General features: G+C 69.2%; 13 protein-coding genes. 11 read left to right on the top strand and 2 right to left on the bottom strand.

What is annotated here, in order from left to right:
• Position 1 precedes the first annotated feature (1 nt).
• A complete protein-coding gene (locus AC0KTM_RS16670) occupies positions 2–1,276 on the top strand; it encodes an acyl-CoA dehydrogenase family protein (RefSeq protein ID WP_472416180.1) in 1,275 nt (424 codons plus the stop codon).
• Positions 1,277–1,352: 76 nt separating this feature from the next.
• Here AC0KTM_RS16670 and mntR read toward each other — a convergent pair whose 3' ends face one another.
• On the bottom strand, positions 1,353–2,045 hold the full coding sequence (gene mntR, locus AC0KTM_RS16665; protein WP_238956428.1) for a manganese-binding transcriptional regulator MntR: 693 nt from the start codon (positions 2,043–2,045) through the stop codon (positions 1,353–1,355).
• 113 nt (positions 2,046–2,158) lie between these two features.
• Between mntR and AC0KTM_RS16660 the strand changes: the two genes are divergently transcribed.
• The 5 genes from AC0KTM_RS16660 to AC0KTM_RS16640 all read left to right on the top strand — a co-directional run bounded on the left by AC0KTM_RS16660 (position 2,159) and on the right by AC0KTM_RS16640 (position 8,617).
• Positions 2,159–3,142, top strand: coding sequence for a bifunctional riboflavin kinase/FAD synthetase (locus AC0KTM_RS16660; protein ID WP_225327619.1), 984 nt, complete (start codon positions 2,159–2,161; stop codon positions 3,140–3,142).
• Positions 3,143–3,272: 130 nt separating this feature from the next.
• Complete coding sequence (gene rpsO / locus AC0KTM_RS16655) at positions 3,273–3,542, top strand: 30S ribosomal protein S15 (RefSeq protein WP_066950523.1); 270 nt, start codon at positions 3,273–3,275, stop codon at positions 3,540–3,542.
• Positions 3,543–3,930: 388 nt separating this feature from the next.
• Complete coding sequence (locus tag AC0KTM_RS16650; protein WP_225327620.1) at positions 3,931–6,177, top strand: polyribonucleotide nucleotidyltransferase; 2,247 nt, start codon at positions 3,931–3,933, stop codon at positions 6,175–6,177.
• Entirely contained in the window at positions 6,164–7,531 is a 1,368-nt protein-coding gene (locus AC0KTM_RS16645; RefSeq protein WP_472416178.1) for a M16 family metallopeptidase, read from the top strand. The genes AC0KTM_RS16650 and AC0KTM_RS16645 overlap by 14 nt, the downstream gene beginning before the upstream one ends.
• A gap of 60 nt (positions 7,532–7,591) precedes the next feature.
• The gene (locus AC0KTM_RS16640; protein ID WP_472416176.1) at positions 7,592–8,617 is read left to right on the top strand and encodes a nitronate monooxygenase; all 1,026 of its coding nucleotides are present in this window, start codon (positions 7,592–7,594) and stop codon (positions 8,615–8,617) included.
• Here AC0KTM_RS16640 and ald read toward each other — a convergent pair.
• The gene (gene ald, locus AC0KTM_RS16635) at positions 8,614–9,729 is read right to left on the bottom strand and encodes an alanine dehydrogenase (RefSeq protein WP_472416174.1); all 1,116 of its coding nucleotides are present in this window, start codon (positions 9,727–9,729) and stop codon (positions 8,614–8,616) included. The genes AC0KTM_RS16640 and ald overlap by 4 nt on opposite strands.
• 98 nt (positions 9,730–9,827) lie before the next feature.
• On the opposite strand from ald, the gene AC0KTM_RS16630 reads away from it, so the two are divergent.
• The 5 genes from AC0KTM_RS16630 (at position 9,828) to AC0KTM_RS16610 (ending at position 15,632) form a co-directional block, all read left to right on the top strand.
• Positions 9,828–10,289 (top strand): SRPBCC family protein, encoded by a 462-nt coding sequence (locus tag AC0KTM_RS16630; RefSeq protein ID WP_238956424.1) that lies wholly within the window; start codon positions 9,828–9,830, stop codon positions 10,287–10,289.
• Between the two features lie 24 nt (positions 10,290–10,313).
• Positions 10,314–11,771 (top strand): flavin-containing monooxygenase, encoded by a 1,458-nt coding sequence (locus AC0KTM_RS16625; protein WP_472416171.1) that lies wholly within the window; start codon positions 10,314–10,316, stop codon positions 11,769–11,771.
• 112 nt (positions 11,772–11,883) lie between these two features.
• Positions 11,884–12,792, top strand: a complete 909-nt coding sequence (locus AC0KTM_RS16620; protein WP_225327626.1) for a metal-dependent hydrolase — start codon at positions 11,884–11,886, stop codon at positions 12,790–12,792.
• A gap of 3 nt (positions 12,793–12,795) precedes the next feature.
• Positions 12,796–14,547 (top strand): SDR family oxidoreductase, encoded by a 1,752-nt coding sequence (locus AC0KTM_RS16615; protein WP_472416169.1) that lies wholly within the window; start codon positions 12,796–12,798, stop codon positions 14,545–14,547.
• 8 nt (positions 14,548–14,555) lie between these two features.
• The gene (locus AC0KTM_RS16610) at positions 14,556–15,632 is read left to right on the top strand and encodes a PDR/VanB family oxidoreductase (protein ID WP_472416167.1); all 1,077 of its coding nucleotides are present in this window, start codon (positions 14,556–14,558) and stop codon (positions 15,630–15,632) included.
• The last annotated feature ends 2 nt before the right edge of the window (positions 15,633–15,634 follow it).

The following is a 15,634-nucleotide window of genomic DNA, read 5'->3' as shown; positions in this document are numbered from 1 at the left end:
CATGATCGAGTGGTCCGACACCGACCTGATGGTCCGGGATGCCGTTCGGCAGTTCGTCGACAAGGAGATCCGGCCGCACCTCGACGAATTGGAAAGCGGCGCAATGTCGCCCTATCCGATCGCGCGCAAGCTGTTCAGCCAGTTCGGCCTCGACGCGATGGCCGCCGAGTCGGTCAAGAAGATGCTGGACTCCGAACGTTCCAAGCTCGACGGCAGGCCCGCGGCTGAGGAGCCCGACGAAAAGCCGGACGACGCAGGCGGTTTCGGCGGTGGCGCCCAGGGATCGATGATCGCGGTGCTGGTCTCCGAGATCGCCCGGGTCAGCATCGGGTTGCTGAGCACCGCCTCGGTGAGCCTCGGTCTGGGTGCGGCGACCATCATGAGCCGCGGCACGCTGGCCCAGAAGGAGCGCTGGCTGCCCGAGCTGATGACGCTGGAAAAGATTGCGGCGTGGGCGATCACCGAGCCGGACTCGGGCTCGGACGCGTTCGGCGGCATGAAGACCTACGTCAAACGCGACGGCGCGGATTACATCCTCAACGGGCAGAAGACGTTCATCACCAACGGGCCCTACGCCGATGTCCTGGTCGTGTACGCGAAGCTCGACGAGGGCGACGGCTCCCCGGACAAGAAGGTCGACAAGCGCAACCGGTCGGTGCTGGTTTTCGTGCTCGATGCGGGCATGCCGGGCCTGACGCAGGGCAAGCCGTTCAAGAAGATGGGCATGATGTCCTCGCCGACCGGCGAGCTGTTCTTCGACAACGTGCGGCTGAGCCCGGACCGGCTGCTCGGCGAGAGGGAACAGCACACCGACGGCGACGGCCGCGACAGCGCCCGCGCCAACTTCGCCGCCGAGCGGATCGGGATCGCGATGATGGCCTTGGGCATCATCGACGAATGCCACCGGCTGTGCATCGATTACGCCAAGAGTCGCACGCTGTGGGGCAAGAACATCGGGCAGTTCCAGCTGATCCAACTCAAGCTGGCCAAGATGGAAATCGCGCGAATGAACGTGCAGAACATGGTCTTTCACACCATCGAGCGCCAACAGGCCGGTAAACCGCTGACGCTGGCCGAGGCGTCGGCGATCAAGCTGTACTCGTCGGAGGCGGCGACCGAGGTGGCGATGGAGGCCGTGCAACTGTTCGGCGGCAACGGCTACATGGCCGAGTACCGGGTGGAGCAGCTGGCCCGCGACGCCAAGTCGCTGATGATCTACGCCGGGAGCAACGAGGTGCAGGTCACCCACATCGCCAAGGGATTACTGGCCGACTGAGCTTCGCGAGCGTAACCGCACTGCGAAGATCGTCGCCGATCATCGCAGCCACGTTACGTTCGCGAACCCGAAACCCTCAGGCCGTCACCCAGATCGCCCGCGCCGCCGGGCTGCCCAGGTCGACGGTCGTCTCGGCGCCGTCGCCGGATTCGATCGCCACCGAGATCATGCCGGCGAATTCGCGGCGGGTCAGGACCCGCAGCCGGGAGTCGAGGTTGATGCCGACGTCGGTGAAGTAGCGCAGCATCTCGGGGTCGGCGTCGGAGATCCGGGCCACCGTCCCGGCGTCCCCGTCGCCGCACGCCCACAGCTGGCGCGCCGGCGGGGTGGGCACCTGCCCGTCGGAGGCCGGGATGGGGTCGCCGTGCGGGTCGCGCTGCGGGAATCCCAGCTTGGCGTCGATGCGGGCCACGAGGCGATCCGACACCGCGTGCTCGAGCACCTCGGCCTCGTCGTGCACCTCGTCCCAGGCGTAGCCGAGCTCGTTGACCAGGAAGGTCTCCAGCAGCCGGTGCCGGCGCACCATCTCGAGCGCCGCCCGCCGCCCGGCCGCGGTCAAGGTCACCGCGCCGTACTTCTCGTGGTCGACGAGGCCCTGCTCGGCGAGTTTGCGGATCGACTCCGAGGCCGTGCTGGCCGACACCCCGATCTTCTCGGCCAGCATCTTGGTGCTGACCTTGTCGGGGGACCACTCCTGGGCATTCCAGATCGCCTTGAGGTAGTCCTGGCCGACCGCGGTGAGACCGCCACGCTCTTCGTCAGCCCTCACAACGACAAAGTTTAGGCAACCCCGTCCGGATCCGGCGTGTTCCCCGCCACCCCGGCGGGTGTTGCGCCCTCCGGATCTCCCGGCCGGGCACTCGGCGCCGTAGGCTTGCGGTCGTGCAGCGGTGGCGCGGCCAAGACGAGATTCCCACGGACTGGGGCAGGTGTGTGCTCACCATCGGTGTGTTCGATGGCGTGCATCGCGGCCACGCGGAGCTGATCGCGCACGCGGTGAAGGCGGGGCGGGCGCGCAGCGTGCCGACGGTGTTGATGACGTTCGACCCGCACCCGATGGAAGTGGTCTATCCCGGCAGCCATCCGGCGCAGTTGACGACGCTGACGCGGCGCGCCGAGCTGGTCGAGGAGCTGGGCATCGACGTCTTCCTGGTGATGCCGTTCACCACCGATTTCATGAAGCTCACGCCGGACCGCTACGTGCACGAGCTGCTGGTGGAGAACCTGCACGTGGTCGAGGTCGTCGTGGGGGAGAACTTCACCTTCGGCAAGAAGGCGACCGGCAACGTCGAGACCCTGCGGCGCGCCGGCGATCGCTTCGGGTTCGCCGTGGAGTCGATGTCGCTGCTGTCCGAACACCACAGCAACGAGACCGTCACGTTCTCGTCCACCTACATCCGGTCCTGCGTGGACGCCGGCGACGTGGTCGCGGCCACCGAAGCGTTGGGCCGCCCGCACCGGGTCGAGGGCGTGGTGGTGCGGGGTCACGGCCGCGGCGCCGAACTGGGCTTCCCGACCGCGAACGTGGCGCCGCCGATGTATTCGGCCATCCCGGCCGACGGCGTGTACGCGGCGTGGTTCACCCTGCTCGGCCACGGTCGCGGGGCGGGGGCCCCCGGGGAGATCGTCCCCGGCGAGCGCTATCAGGCGGCGGTGTCCGTCGGCACCAACCCCACCTTCTCCGGACGCACCCGCACCGTCGAGGCGTTCGTCCTGGACACCGACGCCGACCTGTACGGACAGTACGTCGCCCTCGATTTCGTCGCCCGCATCCGCGGACAGCACAAGTTCGACTCCATCGACGAACTCGTCGTCGCGATGGGCAAGGACACCGACCGGGCGCGGGCGCTGCTGTCCTCGGGTTGATGAGCCGCCGCGTTTGTGCCCGGCGGTCCCAGCGCTGCTAAACTGCCGGACGACATCGGCGCGTGCTGCGGTTCGCGGTGGCCGCGCCTGCACCATTTACCTTTCGCGGACCGATTGATGGAGATAGTTCGTGGCGCTGACTGCCGAGCAGAAAAAAGAAATCCTGGGCACCTACGGCCTGCATGACACCGACACCGGGTCCCCGGAGGCCCAGGTCGCGCTGCTGACCAAGCGGATCGCCGACCTGACCGAGCACCTGAAGGTGCACAAGCACGACCACCACTCGCGGCGCGGGCTGCTGCTGCTGGTCGGGCGCCGGCGCCGGCTGCTCAAGTACGTCGCCCAGATCGACGTGGCGCGGTACCGCTCGCTGGTCGAGCGCCTCGGCCTGCGTCGCTGACGCCCTCAACGACGGGCCGATGACGCCCGCCTGATCCCGCGCGATGCTGGCGGGGCGGGGTCGCCCGTGTAGAGTAAGGACGTTCTGGGCCGGTTCGGCCCGAGCAACGGTGCGGTCACGCAGATCCGCGTGCGCCGTTCCAGCGTGTCACTACGCACCTTCGAGGGAGCAGCCCAGTCTGCATCGGGCGGTCTTCGGTAGTGGCTGCCGGGCTCTCCGGATCTGGGGCTTCTCGGCCGCTTCGATCGATGGCCGTAGCCGCATTCAGACTGGCTCTTCGGGATTAGCTCCCAGGGTGACTCGCAGGCCCGCACGGGTCCTGCGGACCCTCTCCAGGTTGCGCGTGACTACGCGAAACAGCCGAATAAGAGAGGCCGTACGGACGTCCATGTCTGTCGCTGAAATTGAAGAGGGCGTGTTCGAGGCGACCGCCACCATCGACAACGGGAGCTTCGGCACCCGCACCATCCGTTTCGAGACCGGCCGGCTGGCCCAGCAGGCCGCCGGGTCCGTGGTCGCGTACCTGGATGACGAAAACATGCTGTTGTCGGCGACCACCGCCAGCAAGAGCCCCAAGGAGCACTTCGACTTCTTCCCGCTGACCGTCGACGTCGAGGAGCGGATGTATGCCGCCGGTCGCATCCCCGGTTCGTTCTTCCGTCGCGAGGGCCGTCCCTCCACGGACGCGATCCTGACCTGCCGGCTCATCGACCGGCCGCTGCGCCCGTCGTTCGTCTCCGGGTTGCGCAACGAGATCCAGGTCGTGGTCACGGTCATGAGCCTGGACCCCAACGACCTGTACGACGTGCTGGCGATCAACGCCGCGTCGGCCTCCACCCAGCTGAGCGGGCTGCCGTTCTCGGGTCCGATCGGGGGCGTGCGGGTCGCGCTGATCGACGGCCAGTGGGTGGCGTTCCCGACCGTCGAGCAACTCGAGCGGGCCGTGTTCGACATGGTGGTGGCGGGCCGCAAGGTGGATGGTGACGTCGCGATCATGATGGTCGAGGCCGAGGCCACCGAGAACGTCATCGAGCTCGTCGAGGGCGGCGCCCAGGCGCCGACGGAAACCGTTGTGGCCGAAGGACTCGAGGCCGCCAAGCCGTTCATCGCCGCCCTGTGCACCGCGCAGGAGGAGCTGGCCGGGTCGGCCGCCAAGCCGGTCGGCGAGTTCCCGACGTTCCCGGACTACCAGGAAGACGTCTACTACTCGGTCGCCTCGGTGGCCACCGACGAGCTGGCCAAGGCGCTGACCATCGGCGGTAAGGCCGAGCGCGACGCGCGCACCGACGAGCTCAAGGCCGAGGTGCTCGCGCGCCTAGCCGAGACGTACGAGGGCCGCGAGAAAGAGGTCAGCGCCGCGTTCCGCTCGCTGACCAAGAAACTGGTGCGCCAGCGCATCCTCACCGACCACTTCCGCATCGACGGCCGCGGCATCACCGACATCCGCGCCCTGTCTGCCGAGGTCGCCGTGGTGCCCCGCGCGCACGGCAGCGCGCTGTTCCAGCGCGGTGAGACCCAGATCCTGGGGGTCACCACGCTCGACATGGTCAAGATGGCCCAGCAGATCGACTCGTTGGGGCCGGAAACCTCGAAACGCTACATGCACCACTACAACTTCCCGCCGTTCTCCACCGGCGAGACCGGCCGCGTGGGTTCGCCCAAGCGGCGTGAGATCGGGCATGGCGCGCTCGCCGAGCGGGCCCTGATCCCGGTGCTGCCGGGCGTCGAGGAGTTCCCGTACGCCATCCGCCAGGTCTCCGAGGCGCTGGGTTCCAACGGCTCCACCTCGATGGGCTCGGTCTGTGCGTCCACCCTGTCGCTGCTGAACGCCGGTGTGCCGCTGAAGGCGCCGGTGGCCGGCATCGCGATGGGCCTGGTTTCCGACGACGTCGAGATCGACGGGCGCACCGAGCGCCGGTTCGTCACGCTGACCGACATCCTCGGCGCCGAGGACGCGTTCGGCGACATGGACTTCAAGTGCGCCGGCACCAAGGACTTCGTCACCGCGCTGCAGCTGGACACCAAGCTCGACGGCATCCCGTCGCAGGTCCTGGCGGGCGCGCTGGGCCAGGCCAAGGATGCGCGCGTGACGATCCTCGAGGTCATGGCCGAGGCCATCGACGCGCCCGACGAGATGAGCCCGTACGCCCCGCGGGTCACCACCATCAAGGTTCCGGTGGACAAGATCGGTGAGGTCATCGGCCCCAAGGGCAAGGTCATCAACGGCATCACCGAGGAGACCGGCGCGCAGATCTCCATCGAGGACGACGGCACCGTGTTCGTCGGCGCCACCGACGGGCCCTCGGCGCAGGCCGCGATCGACCGGATCAACGCCATCGCGAACCCGCAGCTGCCGACGGTCGGCGAACGTTTCCTCGGAACCGTGGTCAAGACAACGGATTTCGGTGCGTTCGTGTCGCTGCTGCCCGGTCGCGACGGCCTGGTGCACATCTCCAAGCTCGGCAAGGGCAAGCGCATCGCGAAGGTCGAGGACGTGGTGAACGTCGGCGACAAGCTGCGCGTCGAAATCGCCGACATCGACAAGCGCGGCAAGATTTCGCTGGTGCTGGTGGAGGACGACGCCTCGGCCCCCGCCGATGCCCCGGCGGCCGCCCCTGCCGATGCCACGAGCTGATTCGGCAAAGCGAGCAGCTGACCCCGCGCTGCGGCGGGGCAACCACACGGCCGCGGCGGACACCGAACCGCAAGCCGCACTGCGCCGCACCACGCTGCCCGGCGGCTTGCGGGTGGTCACCGAGTACCTGCCCGCGGTGCGGTCCGCCTCGGTCGGGGTGTGGGTCGGCGTCGGCTCGCGCGACGAGGGTGCCACCGTCGCCGGCGCGGCCCACTTCCTCGAGCACCTGCTGTTCAAGTCGACCCCCAGCCGTACCGCGGTGGACATCGCCCAGGCGATGGACGCCGTCGGGGGGGAGCTGAACGCGTTCACCGCCAAGGAGCACACCTGCTACTACGCGCATGTGCTCGACACCGACCTGGCGCTGGCCGTTGACCTGGTCGCCGACGTGGTGCTCAACGGCCGCTGCGCCGCCGAGGATGTCGAACTGGAACGCGACGTGGTCCTCGAGGAGATCGCGATGCGCGACGACGACCCCGAGGACGCGCTCGGGGACATGTTCCTGGGCGCGCTGTTCGGCGACCACCCGGTGGGCCGGCCCGTCATCGGCACCGCGCAGTCGGTGTCGTCGATGACGCGCAGCCAGCTGCACTCGTTTCACGTCCGGCGCTACACGCCCGAACGCATGGTGGTGGCGGTGGCCGGCAACGTCGACCACGGCGAGGTGGTCGCGCTGGTGCGCAAGCACTTCGGCCCGCGCCTGGTCCGCGGCCGCGGACCCATCGCGCCGCGCAAGGGCGCGGGGCGCGTCACCGGCCGCCCCGGGTTGACGCTGGGCAATCGGGACGCCGAGCAGACACACGTGTCGCTGGGTGTGCGCACGCCCGGCCGCGGCTGGCAGCACCGCTGGGCGCTGTCGGTGCTCAACACCGCGCTGGGCGGCGGCCTGAGCTCTCGGCTGTTCCAAGAGGTCCGGGAGCTGCGCGGGCTGGCCTACTCGGTGTACTCGACGGTGGACATCTTCGCCGACAGCGGCGCGCTGTCCGTGTACGCGGCCTGCCAGCCCGAACGCTTCGCCGAGGTCATGGCCGTCACCAGCACGGTCCTCGACTCCGTGGCCCGCGACGGCATCACCGAGTCGGAATGCCGGATCGCCAAGGGCTCGCTGCGCGGCGGCCTGGTCCTCGGCCTGGAAGACTCCGGCTCGCGGATGAGCCGCCTGGGCCGCAGCGAGCTCAACTACGGCAAACACCGCAGCATCGAGCACACCCTGCGCCAAATCGACCAGGTGACCGTCGAGGAGGTCAACGCCGTCGCCCGCAAGCTGCTCGGGCAGCGCTACGGCGCCGCGGTTCTCGGCCCCTATGCGGCCAAACGGTCACTGCCCCAACAACTTCGGGCGATGGTAGGCTAGCTCGAATGTCCGCCTCCTCACTCGCGCCCCCTCGGCGCTCGCCGTCGGCGGACTAGCCGAATGGTACTGGGCTTCTGGGACATCGTGGTGCCCATCGTGGGTGCCCCGATGGCCGGCGGGCCCGGAACTCCCGCGTTGGCCGCGGCGGTGTCCAACGCCGGCGGGCTCGGCTTCGTCGCCGGCGGGTACCTCAGCGCCGAGCAGTTCGCCGACGACATCGCCGCCGCGCGCAAGGCCACCACCGGCCCGCTGGGGGTGAATCTGTTTGTGCCCCAGCCCAGTGTGGCCGACTGGGTGGCCCTGGACTACTACGCGGCGGAACTCGAAGAGATCGCCGACCACTACCAGGTGGAGGTCGGTCACCCGCATTACGGCGACGACGACGGCTGGGAACAGAAGCTCGAGGTGGTGGCCGACGTCCGTCCCGAGCTGGTGTCGTTCACGTTCGGTGTCCCGCCGCCCGACGTGATCCGGCGCCTCGGCGCGCTGGGCCTGCTGGTGATGGTCACGGTGACCTCGGCCTACGAGGCCGGGGTGGCCGTCGCGGCCGGCGCGGACAGCCTGGTGGTCCAGGGCCCCGCCGCCGGCGGGCATCGCGGCACGTTCGCGCCCGACATGGAACCCGCCAACGAGTCGCTGCACCAGCTCATCGATCGCATCCGTCACGCCCACGACGTCCCGATCATCGCCGCGGGCGGGCTGGGCACCGCCGACGAGGTCGGGGCCGCCCTGCGCAGGGGAGCGGTGGCCGCGCAGGTCGGCACCGCGCTGCTGCTCGCCGACGAGGCCGGCACCAACCCCGCGCATCGCACCGCCCTGAAAAACCCGCTGTTCGCGACCACCGTTTTGACACGGGCATTCTCGGGCCGGTATGCGCGCGGCCTGGAAAACGACTTCACCCGCATGCTCGACCACGTGGCGCCGCTGGGCTACCCCGAGGTCAACCAGATGACATCGCCCATCCGGGAAGCCGCCGCCGCCATCGAGGACCCGAACGGGATACCGCTGTGGGCCGGGGCGGCATTCAAGCACGCCACCGCCGGCCCCGCGGCCGACATCATCGCCGGCCTCGCGGCCACGGGCTAACCCAGCACCTCGGCGGGGTCGGTGAACGGCAGGCCGAGATCGGTGGCCACCTGTTCGGACAGCAACGCGCCGTCGTGCGTCGAAAGACCTTTGCCCAGAGCGTGATCCGAGTGGCACGCCGCGCGCCAGCCGCGGTCGGCGAGCGCGAGCACATAGGGCATCGTCGCGTTCGTCAGCGCCACCGTCGACGTCTTGGGCACCGCGCTGGGCATGTTGGCCACGCAGTAGAAGACCGTGTCGTGCACGACGAAGGTCGGGTCGTCGTGTGTGGTTGGCCGCGAGTCCTCGAAGCAGCCACCCTGGTCGATGGAGATGTCCACCAGTACCGCGCCCGGTTTCATCTGCGCGACAAGGGAATTCGAGACCAGGCTGGGGGCCTTCGCGCCGGGCCGCAGCACGGCGCCGATCACCAGGTCGGCGCGTTTGACGGTGCCCTCCAGGTCGTAGGCCGACGAGTAGCGGGTGCGGACCTGTCCGCCGAACTCGGCGTCGAGCAACCGAAGCTTGTTGATGTTGACGTCGAGCACCGAGACCATCGCCCCCATGCCGCCGGCGACGCGGGCCGCGTTGTAACCGGCCGTGCCCGCCCCGATCACCACGACGTCGGCCGGCTTGACGCCCGGCACGCCGCCCATCAGCACGCCGCGCCCGCCGTGGGTGCGCATCAGGTGATACGCCCCCACCTGAGCGGACAGCCGGCCGGCCACCTCGCTCATCGGCGCCAGCAACGGCAGTGTGCCGTCGCCGGTTTGGACGGTCTCGTAGGCGATCGACGTCGTTCCGGACGCCAACAACGCGTCGGTGCACGCACGCGACGCGGCCAGATGCAGATAGGTGAACAGAATCTGGTTGCGCCGCAACAGCTCATACTCGCCCGGCACGGGTTCTTTCACCTTGAGCAGCAGGTCGGCGTCGCCCCAAACCTGTTCGGCGGTATCGGCGAGTTGGGCGCCCGCCGCCTTGAACTCGGAGTCGGTGATCGAGGATCCCTCGCCTGCCCCGGACTGGACGAGCACGTCATGGCCGCGGCGGATCAACTCGGCGACACCGGCGGGGGTGATGGCCACGCGAAACTCGTTCGTCTTGGTCTCGGTCGGTACGCCGACTCGCATGATCGCCCCTCGTTCGCGCATTCCCTCTCAAGTGTGAAGAAAGTTCACAGGGGCCGCAATCGATGTGCATCGCATCGCGTGCTGGCTATGATCGGCGGATGACCGACCCGTGCGTTTCGGCCACCGTGCAGATCGATGCCCGCCCCGACGCGGTGTACCGGCTCATCACCGATCTGCCCACCCTGGCTTCGCTGGCCGAGGAGGCGGTGGCGATGGAATGGCGCAAGGGTGACGCCGTGCGGCCCGGCGCGGTCTTCACCGGCCACAACGAGAACGGCGGCCGGCGCTGGAGCACCAAATGCACCGTCACCGACGCGGAACCGGGCCGCCGCTTCGCCTTCGACGTGACCCACACCATCCTTCCGATCGCGCGCTGGCAGTACGACATCGTCGCGGCCGACGGGGGATGCGAGGTCACCGAAAGCACCTGGGACCGCAGGCCCGGGTGGTTCCGCAAGGTCGCCGGCAAGGCCACCGGCGTGAGCGATCGGACGGCCGCCAACACCGAGCACATCCGGCTCACCCTGCAGCGCCTCAAACAGCGCGCCGAAACCGAGTAGCCCAAGAGCCGCGGGAGTTCTGCCATGACGCGACGCGATCCCGCCGTAGCCGTCGTCGGGGCCGGCATGTCCGGGTTGTGCGTCGCAATTGCGTTGCTGCGCAGCGGTATTACCGATGTGACCATCTTCGAGAAGGCCGACGAGGTGGGCGGCACCTGGCGGGACAACACCTATCCGGGCCTGACCTGCGACATACCGTCACGGGTCTATCAGTACACGTTCGCCACCAACCCGCACTGGACGCACCTGTTCTCGCCCGGCGGCGAAATCCAGGACTACTTCCGGAATATCGCGGACCGGTTCGGCCTGCGGGACCGCATCCGGTTCGGCACCGAAATCACCGATGCCCGTTTCGAGAACGGCCGCTGGTCATTGCGCACCGCCGCCGGCGAACAGTGCGCGGCGGACTTCCTGATCACGGCCACCGGCGTGTTGCATCATCCCCGGATGCCGTCGATCGCCGGCCTGGACGACTTCGGCGGCCACGTCTTTCACTCGGCGCGCTGGGACCATTCCGTCGAGCTGGCCGGGCTCCGGATCGCGATCGTCGGCAACGGGTCGACGGGCGTGCAACTCGTCTGCGGCCTGGCCGGCGTGGCGGGCAGGGTCATGCTGTTTCAGCGCACGGCCCAGTGGGTGCTCAAGCTGCCCAACCCCCGCTACACCAGGTTCACCGGCCTCACCCGCAACAGGTTTCCGTGGCTGGACCGGATGGCGTACCGCGGCTACAGCGAGGTGTTCGACCTCTTCGCGGTGGGGCTGACCAAGCCCGGCGTGCGCCGAAAGATCATGGGGGCGCTGTGCCGCGCCAGCCTCCGCGAGGTCCGCGACCCCGAGCTGCGCCGGGCGCTGACCCCCGATTACACGCCGATGTGCAAACGGCTGGTGATGTCGGGCGGCTTCTACCGCGCGATGCAGCGCGACGACGTCGACCTGGTCACCGCCGGCATCGACCACGTGGAGCGGGGCGGCATCGTGACCGACGACGGCGTCCTGCACGACGTGGACATCATCGTGCTCGCCACCGGATTCGACACCCACGCCTTCTTCCGGCCGATGCGGCTGACCGGCCGCGACGGGATCGCCGCCGACGACGTCTGGCGCGACGGGCCGCGGGCGTACCAGACCGTCGCGATGCCGGGCTTTCCCAACTTCTTCATGATGCTGGGGCCGCACAGCCCGGTGGGCAACCTGGCGCTGACGACCGTCGCCGAATCGCAGGCCGAGCACGTCCTGGGGTGGATCCAGCGTTGGCGCCGAGGGGAATTCGACACCGTCGAGCCGACGCCCTCGGCGACCGAGCGCTACAACGCGGGGCTGCGCGCCGCGATGCCGAACACCGTGTGGACCACCGGCTGTGACAGCTGGTACCTCAACAAGGACGGCGTGCCCGAGGTGTGGCCTTTCACGCCGGCCGAACATCGCGCGATGCTGGTCAACACCGATCCGGGATCCTACGACCTGCGCCCGGTCGCGCCCTGAGGACGCCACAGACACCGGCCGGACAAAACCCGGTACCGGTGGTTCCGCATACTTGGTCGCGCAACTATAATGGCAGCTCGCGGCGTCGGAAACGCCGAGGTAGGGGGCAATAATGCTGACCATCGACGACCAGGCGGCGGGTCCGCACGACGCGTCGCTCGACCACGAACGGCTGGTCCTCGAGGCGCGCGACGTGCACTTCGATTGGGCGACGTTGCCGTTCCACTACGTGCCCGGTGAGCCGTTCTCCACCCACGTTCTCAACGTGCTGCATTTGCTGCTGCCCGCCGGCGAGGAGTTCTTCGTCGACGTGTTCAAGAAGGCCCTGCCGCTGATCAAAGACGATCAGCTGCGGCTGGACGTCCAGGGGTTCATCGGGCAGGAGGCGGTGCATTCCCAGGCGCACGCCGACGTGCTCGCCCACTTCGCCGCGCGGGGCATCGACCTGACCCCCTACACCGGCCAGATCAAGTGGCTGTTCGACACGCTGCTGGGGCCGCGGCCCCACTGGAGCGAGCGCCGCCGGCAGAGCTGGCTGCTCGAGCAGGTGTCTGTGGTCTCCGCCATCGAGCACTACACCGCCATCCTCGGCGAGTGGATCCTGAACTCGCCGGCCCACGACGCGATCGGCACCGATCCGGTGATGCTGGACATGCTGCGCTGGCACGGCGCCGAGGAGGTCGAGCACAAGGCGGTCGCCTTCGACACCATGAAGCATCTGCGGGCCGGCTACTGGCGGCAGGTCCGCGCCCAGCTGGTCGTGTCGCCCGCCATGCTGCTGTTGTGGATCCGCGGGGTGCGGTTCCTGTACTCGCTGGATCCCTATCTGCCGCCGCGCACCAAGCCCCGCTGGCGCGACTACTTCGCCGCGGCCCGCCGCGGATTGGTGCCCGGGCCGCTGCGATTCGTGCGAGCGATCGGGAACTACTACCGGCCGGGCTTTCACCCCTCGCAGCTCGGCGGGCTGGGGCAGGCCGTCGACTACCTAGCCGTCTCACCCGCCGCGCGGGCGTCGCACTGACCGATGGGCACCACGTCGAGCCTCACCGCCAGCGACGGCGTCACACTGGCCGTGCACCGCTACACCGACATCGACCCGGCGCGCCCAACCATCCTGGCGATTCACGGTTTTCCGGACAACCACCACGTCTGGGACGGCGTGGCCCGGGAGTTGGCCGGTAAGCCCTACAACTTCGTCGCCTACGACGTGCGCGGCGCCGGTGAATCCTCTTCTCCCACACAATGTTCCGGCTACGACTTCGCACAACTCGTCTCCGACATCGACGCGGTGATCGACAGCCTGGGCGTCGGGCGGGTGCACCTGCTGGGCCATGACTGGGGTTCGATCCAGGCGTGGGCGGCGGTCACCGACGACTCGGTGATGGGCAAGGTGGCGTCGTTCACGTCGATCTCGGGCCCGCACCTGCAGTACGCCGGGGCGTTTCTGCGGTCCGCGCGCACGCCCCGGGCCGTGGCCCAAGTCGCCAGGCAGCTGATCTCGTCGGGCTACATCGGTTTCTTCTTGTGCCCGGGAGTGCCCGAACTGTCGTTTCGCTCGAGGATCGGCGTGAAAGTCATTGAGGCCCTTGAACGCATCGGCCGCTCGAGCACCCGCAGCCAGCGCCACGAGACCATGCGGTCGGTCACCGACTATGTCCACGGGCTCAACCTGTACCGGCAGAACATGCCCGCGCCCATGCTGGCGCCGGGTCCGCAACTCCCGACGACGACGGTCGCCGTGCAGACCCTGGTTCCGCGGCGGGACGTCTTCGTCACACCCGCGCTGCAGCGCTTCACCGGAGCAATTCCCCACGGCGCCAGGGTGATCGCGATCGAGGGCGGGCACTGGGTCGTGACGTCGCGCCCCGACGTCGTCGCCCGGCTGACCGCCGAATGGGTCGACCGGGCCGTCGCCGGTGGGCCCGTCGTGGCCGAGGCGCGCGGCGAACGACGCGACGTGCGCGGCAAGCTCGCCCTGGTCACCGGCGCCGGCGCCGGAATCGGCCGGGCCACCGCCGTGGAGCTGGCCCGGTGCGGCGCCCGCAAGATCATCCTCGCCGACCGTGATCGGGCCGCCGCCAAGGAAACCGCCGACGCCGTGCGCGCCGCGTGCGCCGAAGCCGCGGTCTACCAGGTCGACGTCAGCGACGAGGACGCGATGAACGAGCTTGCGGCACAAGTGCGCAACGAGCACGGGGTGGTCGACATCCTGGTGAACAACGCCGGCATCGGAATGGCGGGCCGGTTTTTGGAGACCAGCTCCGCGAATTGGGAAGACATCATGGGCGTCAACGTTCACGGCGTCATCTCCGGCAGCCGGGCGTTCGGCGCGCAGATGGTCGAGCGCGGCGAGGGCGGCACGATCATCAACGTGGCCTCGGCGGCGGCCTACCTGCCGTCGAAATCGATGGTCGCCTACAGCACCACCAAGGCGGCCGTGCTGGCGCTCAGCGAGTCAATGCGCGCCGACTTCGCCGACGAGGGCATCACCGTCACCGCCGTGTGCCCGGGCTTCGTCAACACCAACATCGCCAAGAGCACGATCTACGCCGGGATGAGCGCCGAGCAGCAGGAGCGGGCGCGGGGCAAGGCCGACGCCGCCTACCGGCGCCGCAACTTCACCCCCGAGGCGACCGCCAAGGCGATCGTGAAGGCCATCAAGACCGGTCCGGCCGTGCTGCCGATCGCCGCCGAATCCAGGATCGGCTACGCGATGCGGCGCATCAGCCCGGGGGCGGTTCGGCTGTTCGCGCGCTTGGACATTCGGCAGACGTAGGGGGACCGGTGCCGGAAAGCATCTGGGCCAGCCGGCCCGCCGACCTGTACGGCCGGCGCGACCACGACCGCTTCGGGTCGCTGCTGTGGGGCATCCGTGCGGTGTTCGAGGGATTCGCCTCGGTGTCGCGGTGGCAGCCGTCGCGGGTGAAGCCGGTGCAGCGCACGCTGACCGCGGTCGTGACCAAACGCGAGCTCGTCGCGCCCGACGTCGTCGCGCTGACGTTGGCCGACCCCGACGGCGGCCTGCTTCCCTCCTGGACGCCCGGCGGGCACATCGACGTCCTGTTGCCCTCGGGCCGGCGCCGGCAGTACTCGCTGTGCGGTCCTCCCGGGCGGCGCACCGATTACCGCATCGCGGTGCGCCGGATCGCCGACGGCGGCGGCGGATCCATCGAGATGCACGAGGCTTTCGGCGTGGGCGACACGTGTGAGTTCGAAGGCCCGCGCAATGCGTTCTATCTCGGCACGGCCGAGCGCGACGTGTTGTTCGTCATCGGCGGCATCGGGGTGACGCCCATCCTGCCGATGATCCGCGCCGCCGCACAGCGCGGGATCGATTGGCGCGCAATCTATACCGGGCGCAGCCGCGAATACATGCCGCTGCTCGACGAGGTGGTGTCGGTGGCCCCGGAACGGGTGACGGTGTGGGCCGACGACGAGCACGGCCGCTTCCCGACCGTGGCGGAGCTGCTGGCCGGCGCCGGCCCGTCCACCGCCGTCTACGTATGCGGACCGAGCGCCATGCTCGAAGCCGTCCGGGTCGCCCGCGACCAACATGCCGGCGCGCCATTGCATTACGAGCGGTTCAGCCCGGCGCCGATCGTCGACGGGGTTCCGTTCGAACTCGAGCTCGCGCGCTCACGCCAGGTGCTCGCGGTGCCGGCCAATCGCACGGCGCTGGACGTCATGCTCGACCGCGACCCGACGACCCCCTATTCGTGCCGGCAGGGATTCTGCGGCACGTGCCGGGTCAAAGTGCTTGCCGGACAGGTGGATCACCGCGGGCGTGCCGCGCCCGGCGACGACGGCATGCTGGTGTGCGTCTCGCGGGCCGACGGCGGGCGCGTCGTCATCGACGCCTGAGC

Source organism: Mycobacterium sp. NTMscope_Eco_3 (genome assembly GCF_976985685.1).
This window is presented reverse-complemented; position numbering and strand designations above follow the sequence as displayed.

Excerpts from the sequence above, each read along its gene's own strand:
- AC0KTM_RS16615 (WP_472416169.1), top strand. The coding sequence starts at position 12,796 with ATGGGCACCACGTCGAGCCTCACCGCCAGCGACGGCGTCACACTGGCC.
- ald (WP_472416174.1), bottom strand. The coding sequence starts at position 9,729 with ATGCGAGTCGGCGTACCGACCGAGACCAAGACGAACGAGTTTCGCGTG.
- AC0KTM_RS16650 (WP_225327620.1), top strand. The coding sequence starts at position 3,931 with ATGTCTGTCGCTGAAATTGAAGAGGGCGTGTTCGAGGCGACCGCCACC.
- AC0KTM_RS16640 (WP_472416176.1), top strand. The coding sequence starts at position 7,592 with ATGGTACTGGGCTTCTGGGACATCGTGGTGCCCATCGTGGGTGCCCCG.
- AC0KTM_RS16620 (WP_225327626.1), top strand. The coding sequence starts at position 11,884 with ATGCTGACCATCGACGACCAGGCGGCGGGTCCGCACGACGCGTCGCTC.
- AC0KTM_RS16630 (WP_238956424.1), top strand. The coding sequence starts at position 9,828 with ATGACCGACCCGTGCGTTTCGGCCACCGTGCAGATCGATGCCCGCCCC.
- AC0KTM_RS16625 (WP_472416171.1), top strand. The coding sequence starts at position 10,314 with ATGACGCGACGCGATCCCGCCGTAGCCGTCGTCGGGGCCGGCATGTCC.
- AC0KTM_RS16645 (WP_472416178.1), top strand. The coding sequence starts at position 6,164 with ATGCCACGAGCTGATTCGGCAAAGCGAGCAGCTGACCCCGCGCTGCGG.
- AC0KTM_RS16670 (WP_472416180.1), top strand. The coding sequence starts at position 2 with ATGATCGAGTGGTCCGACACCGACCTGATGGTCCGGGATGCCGTTCGG.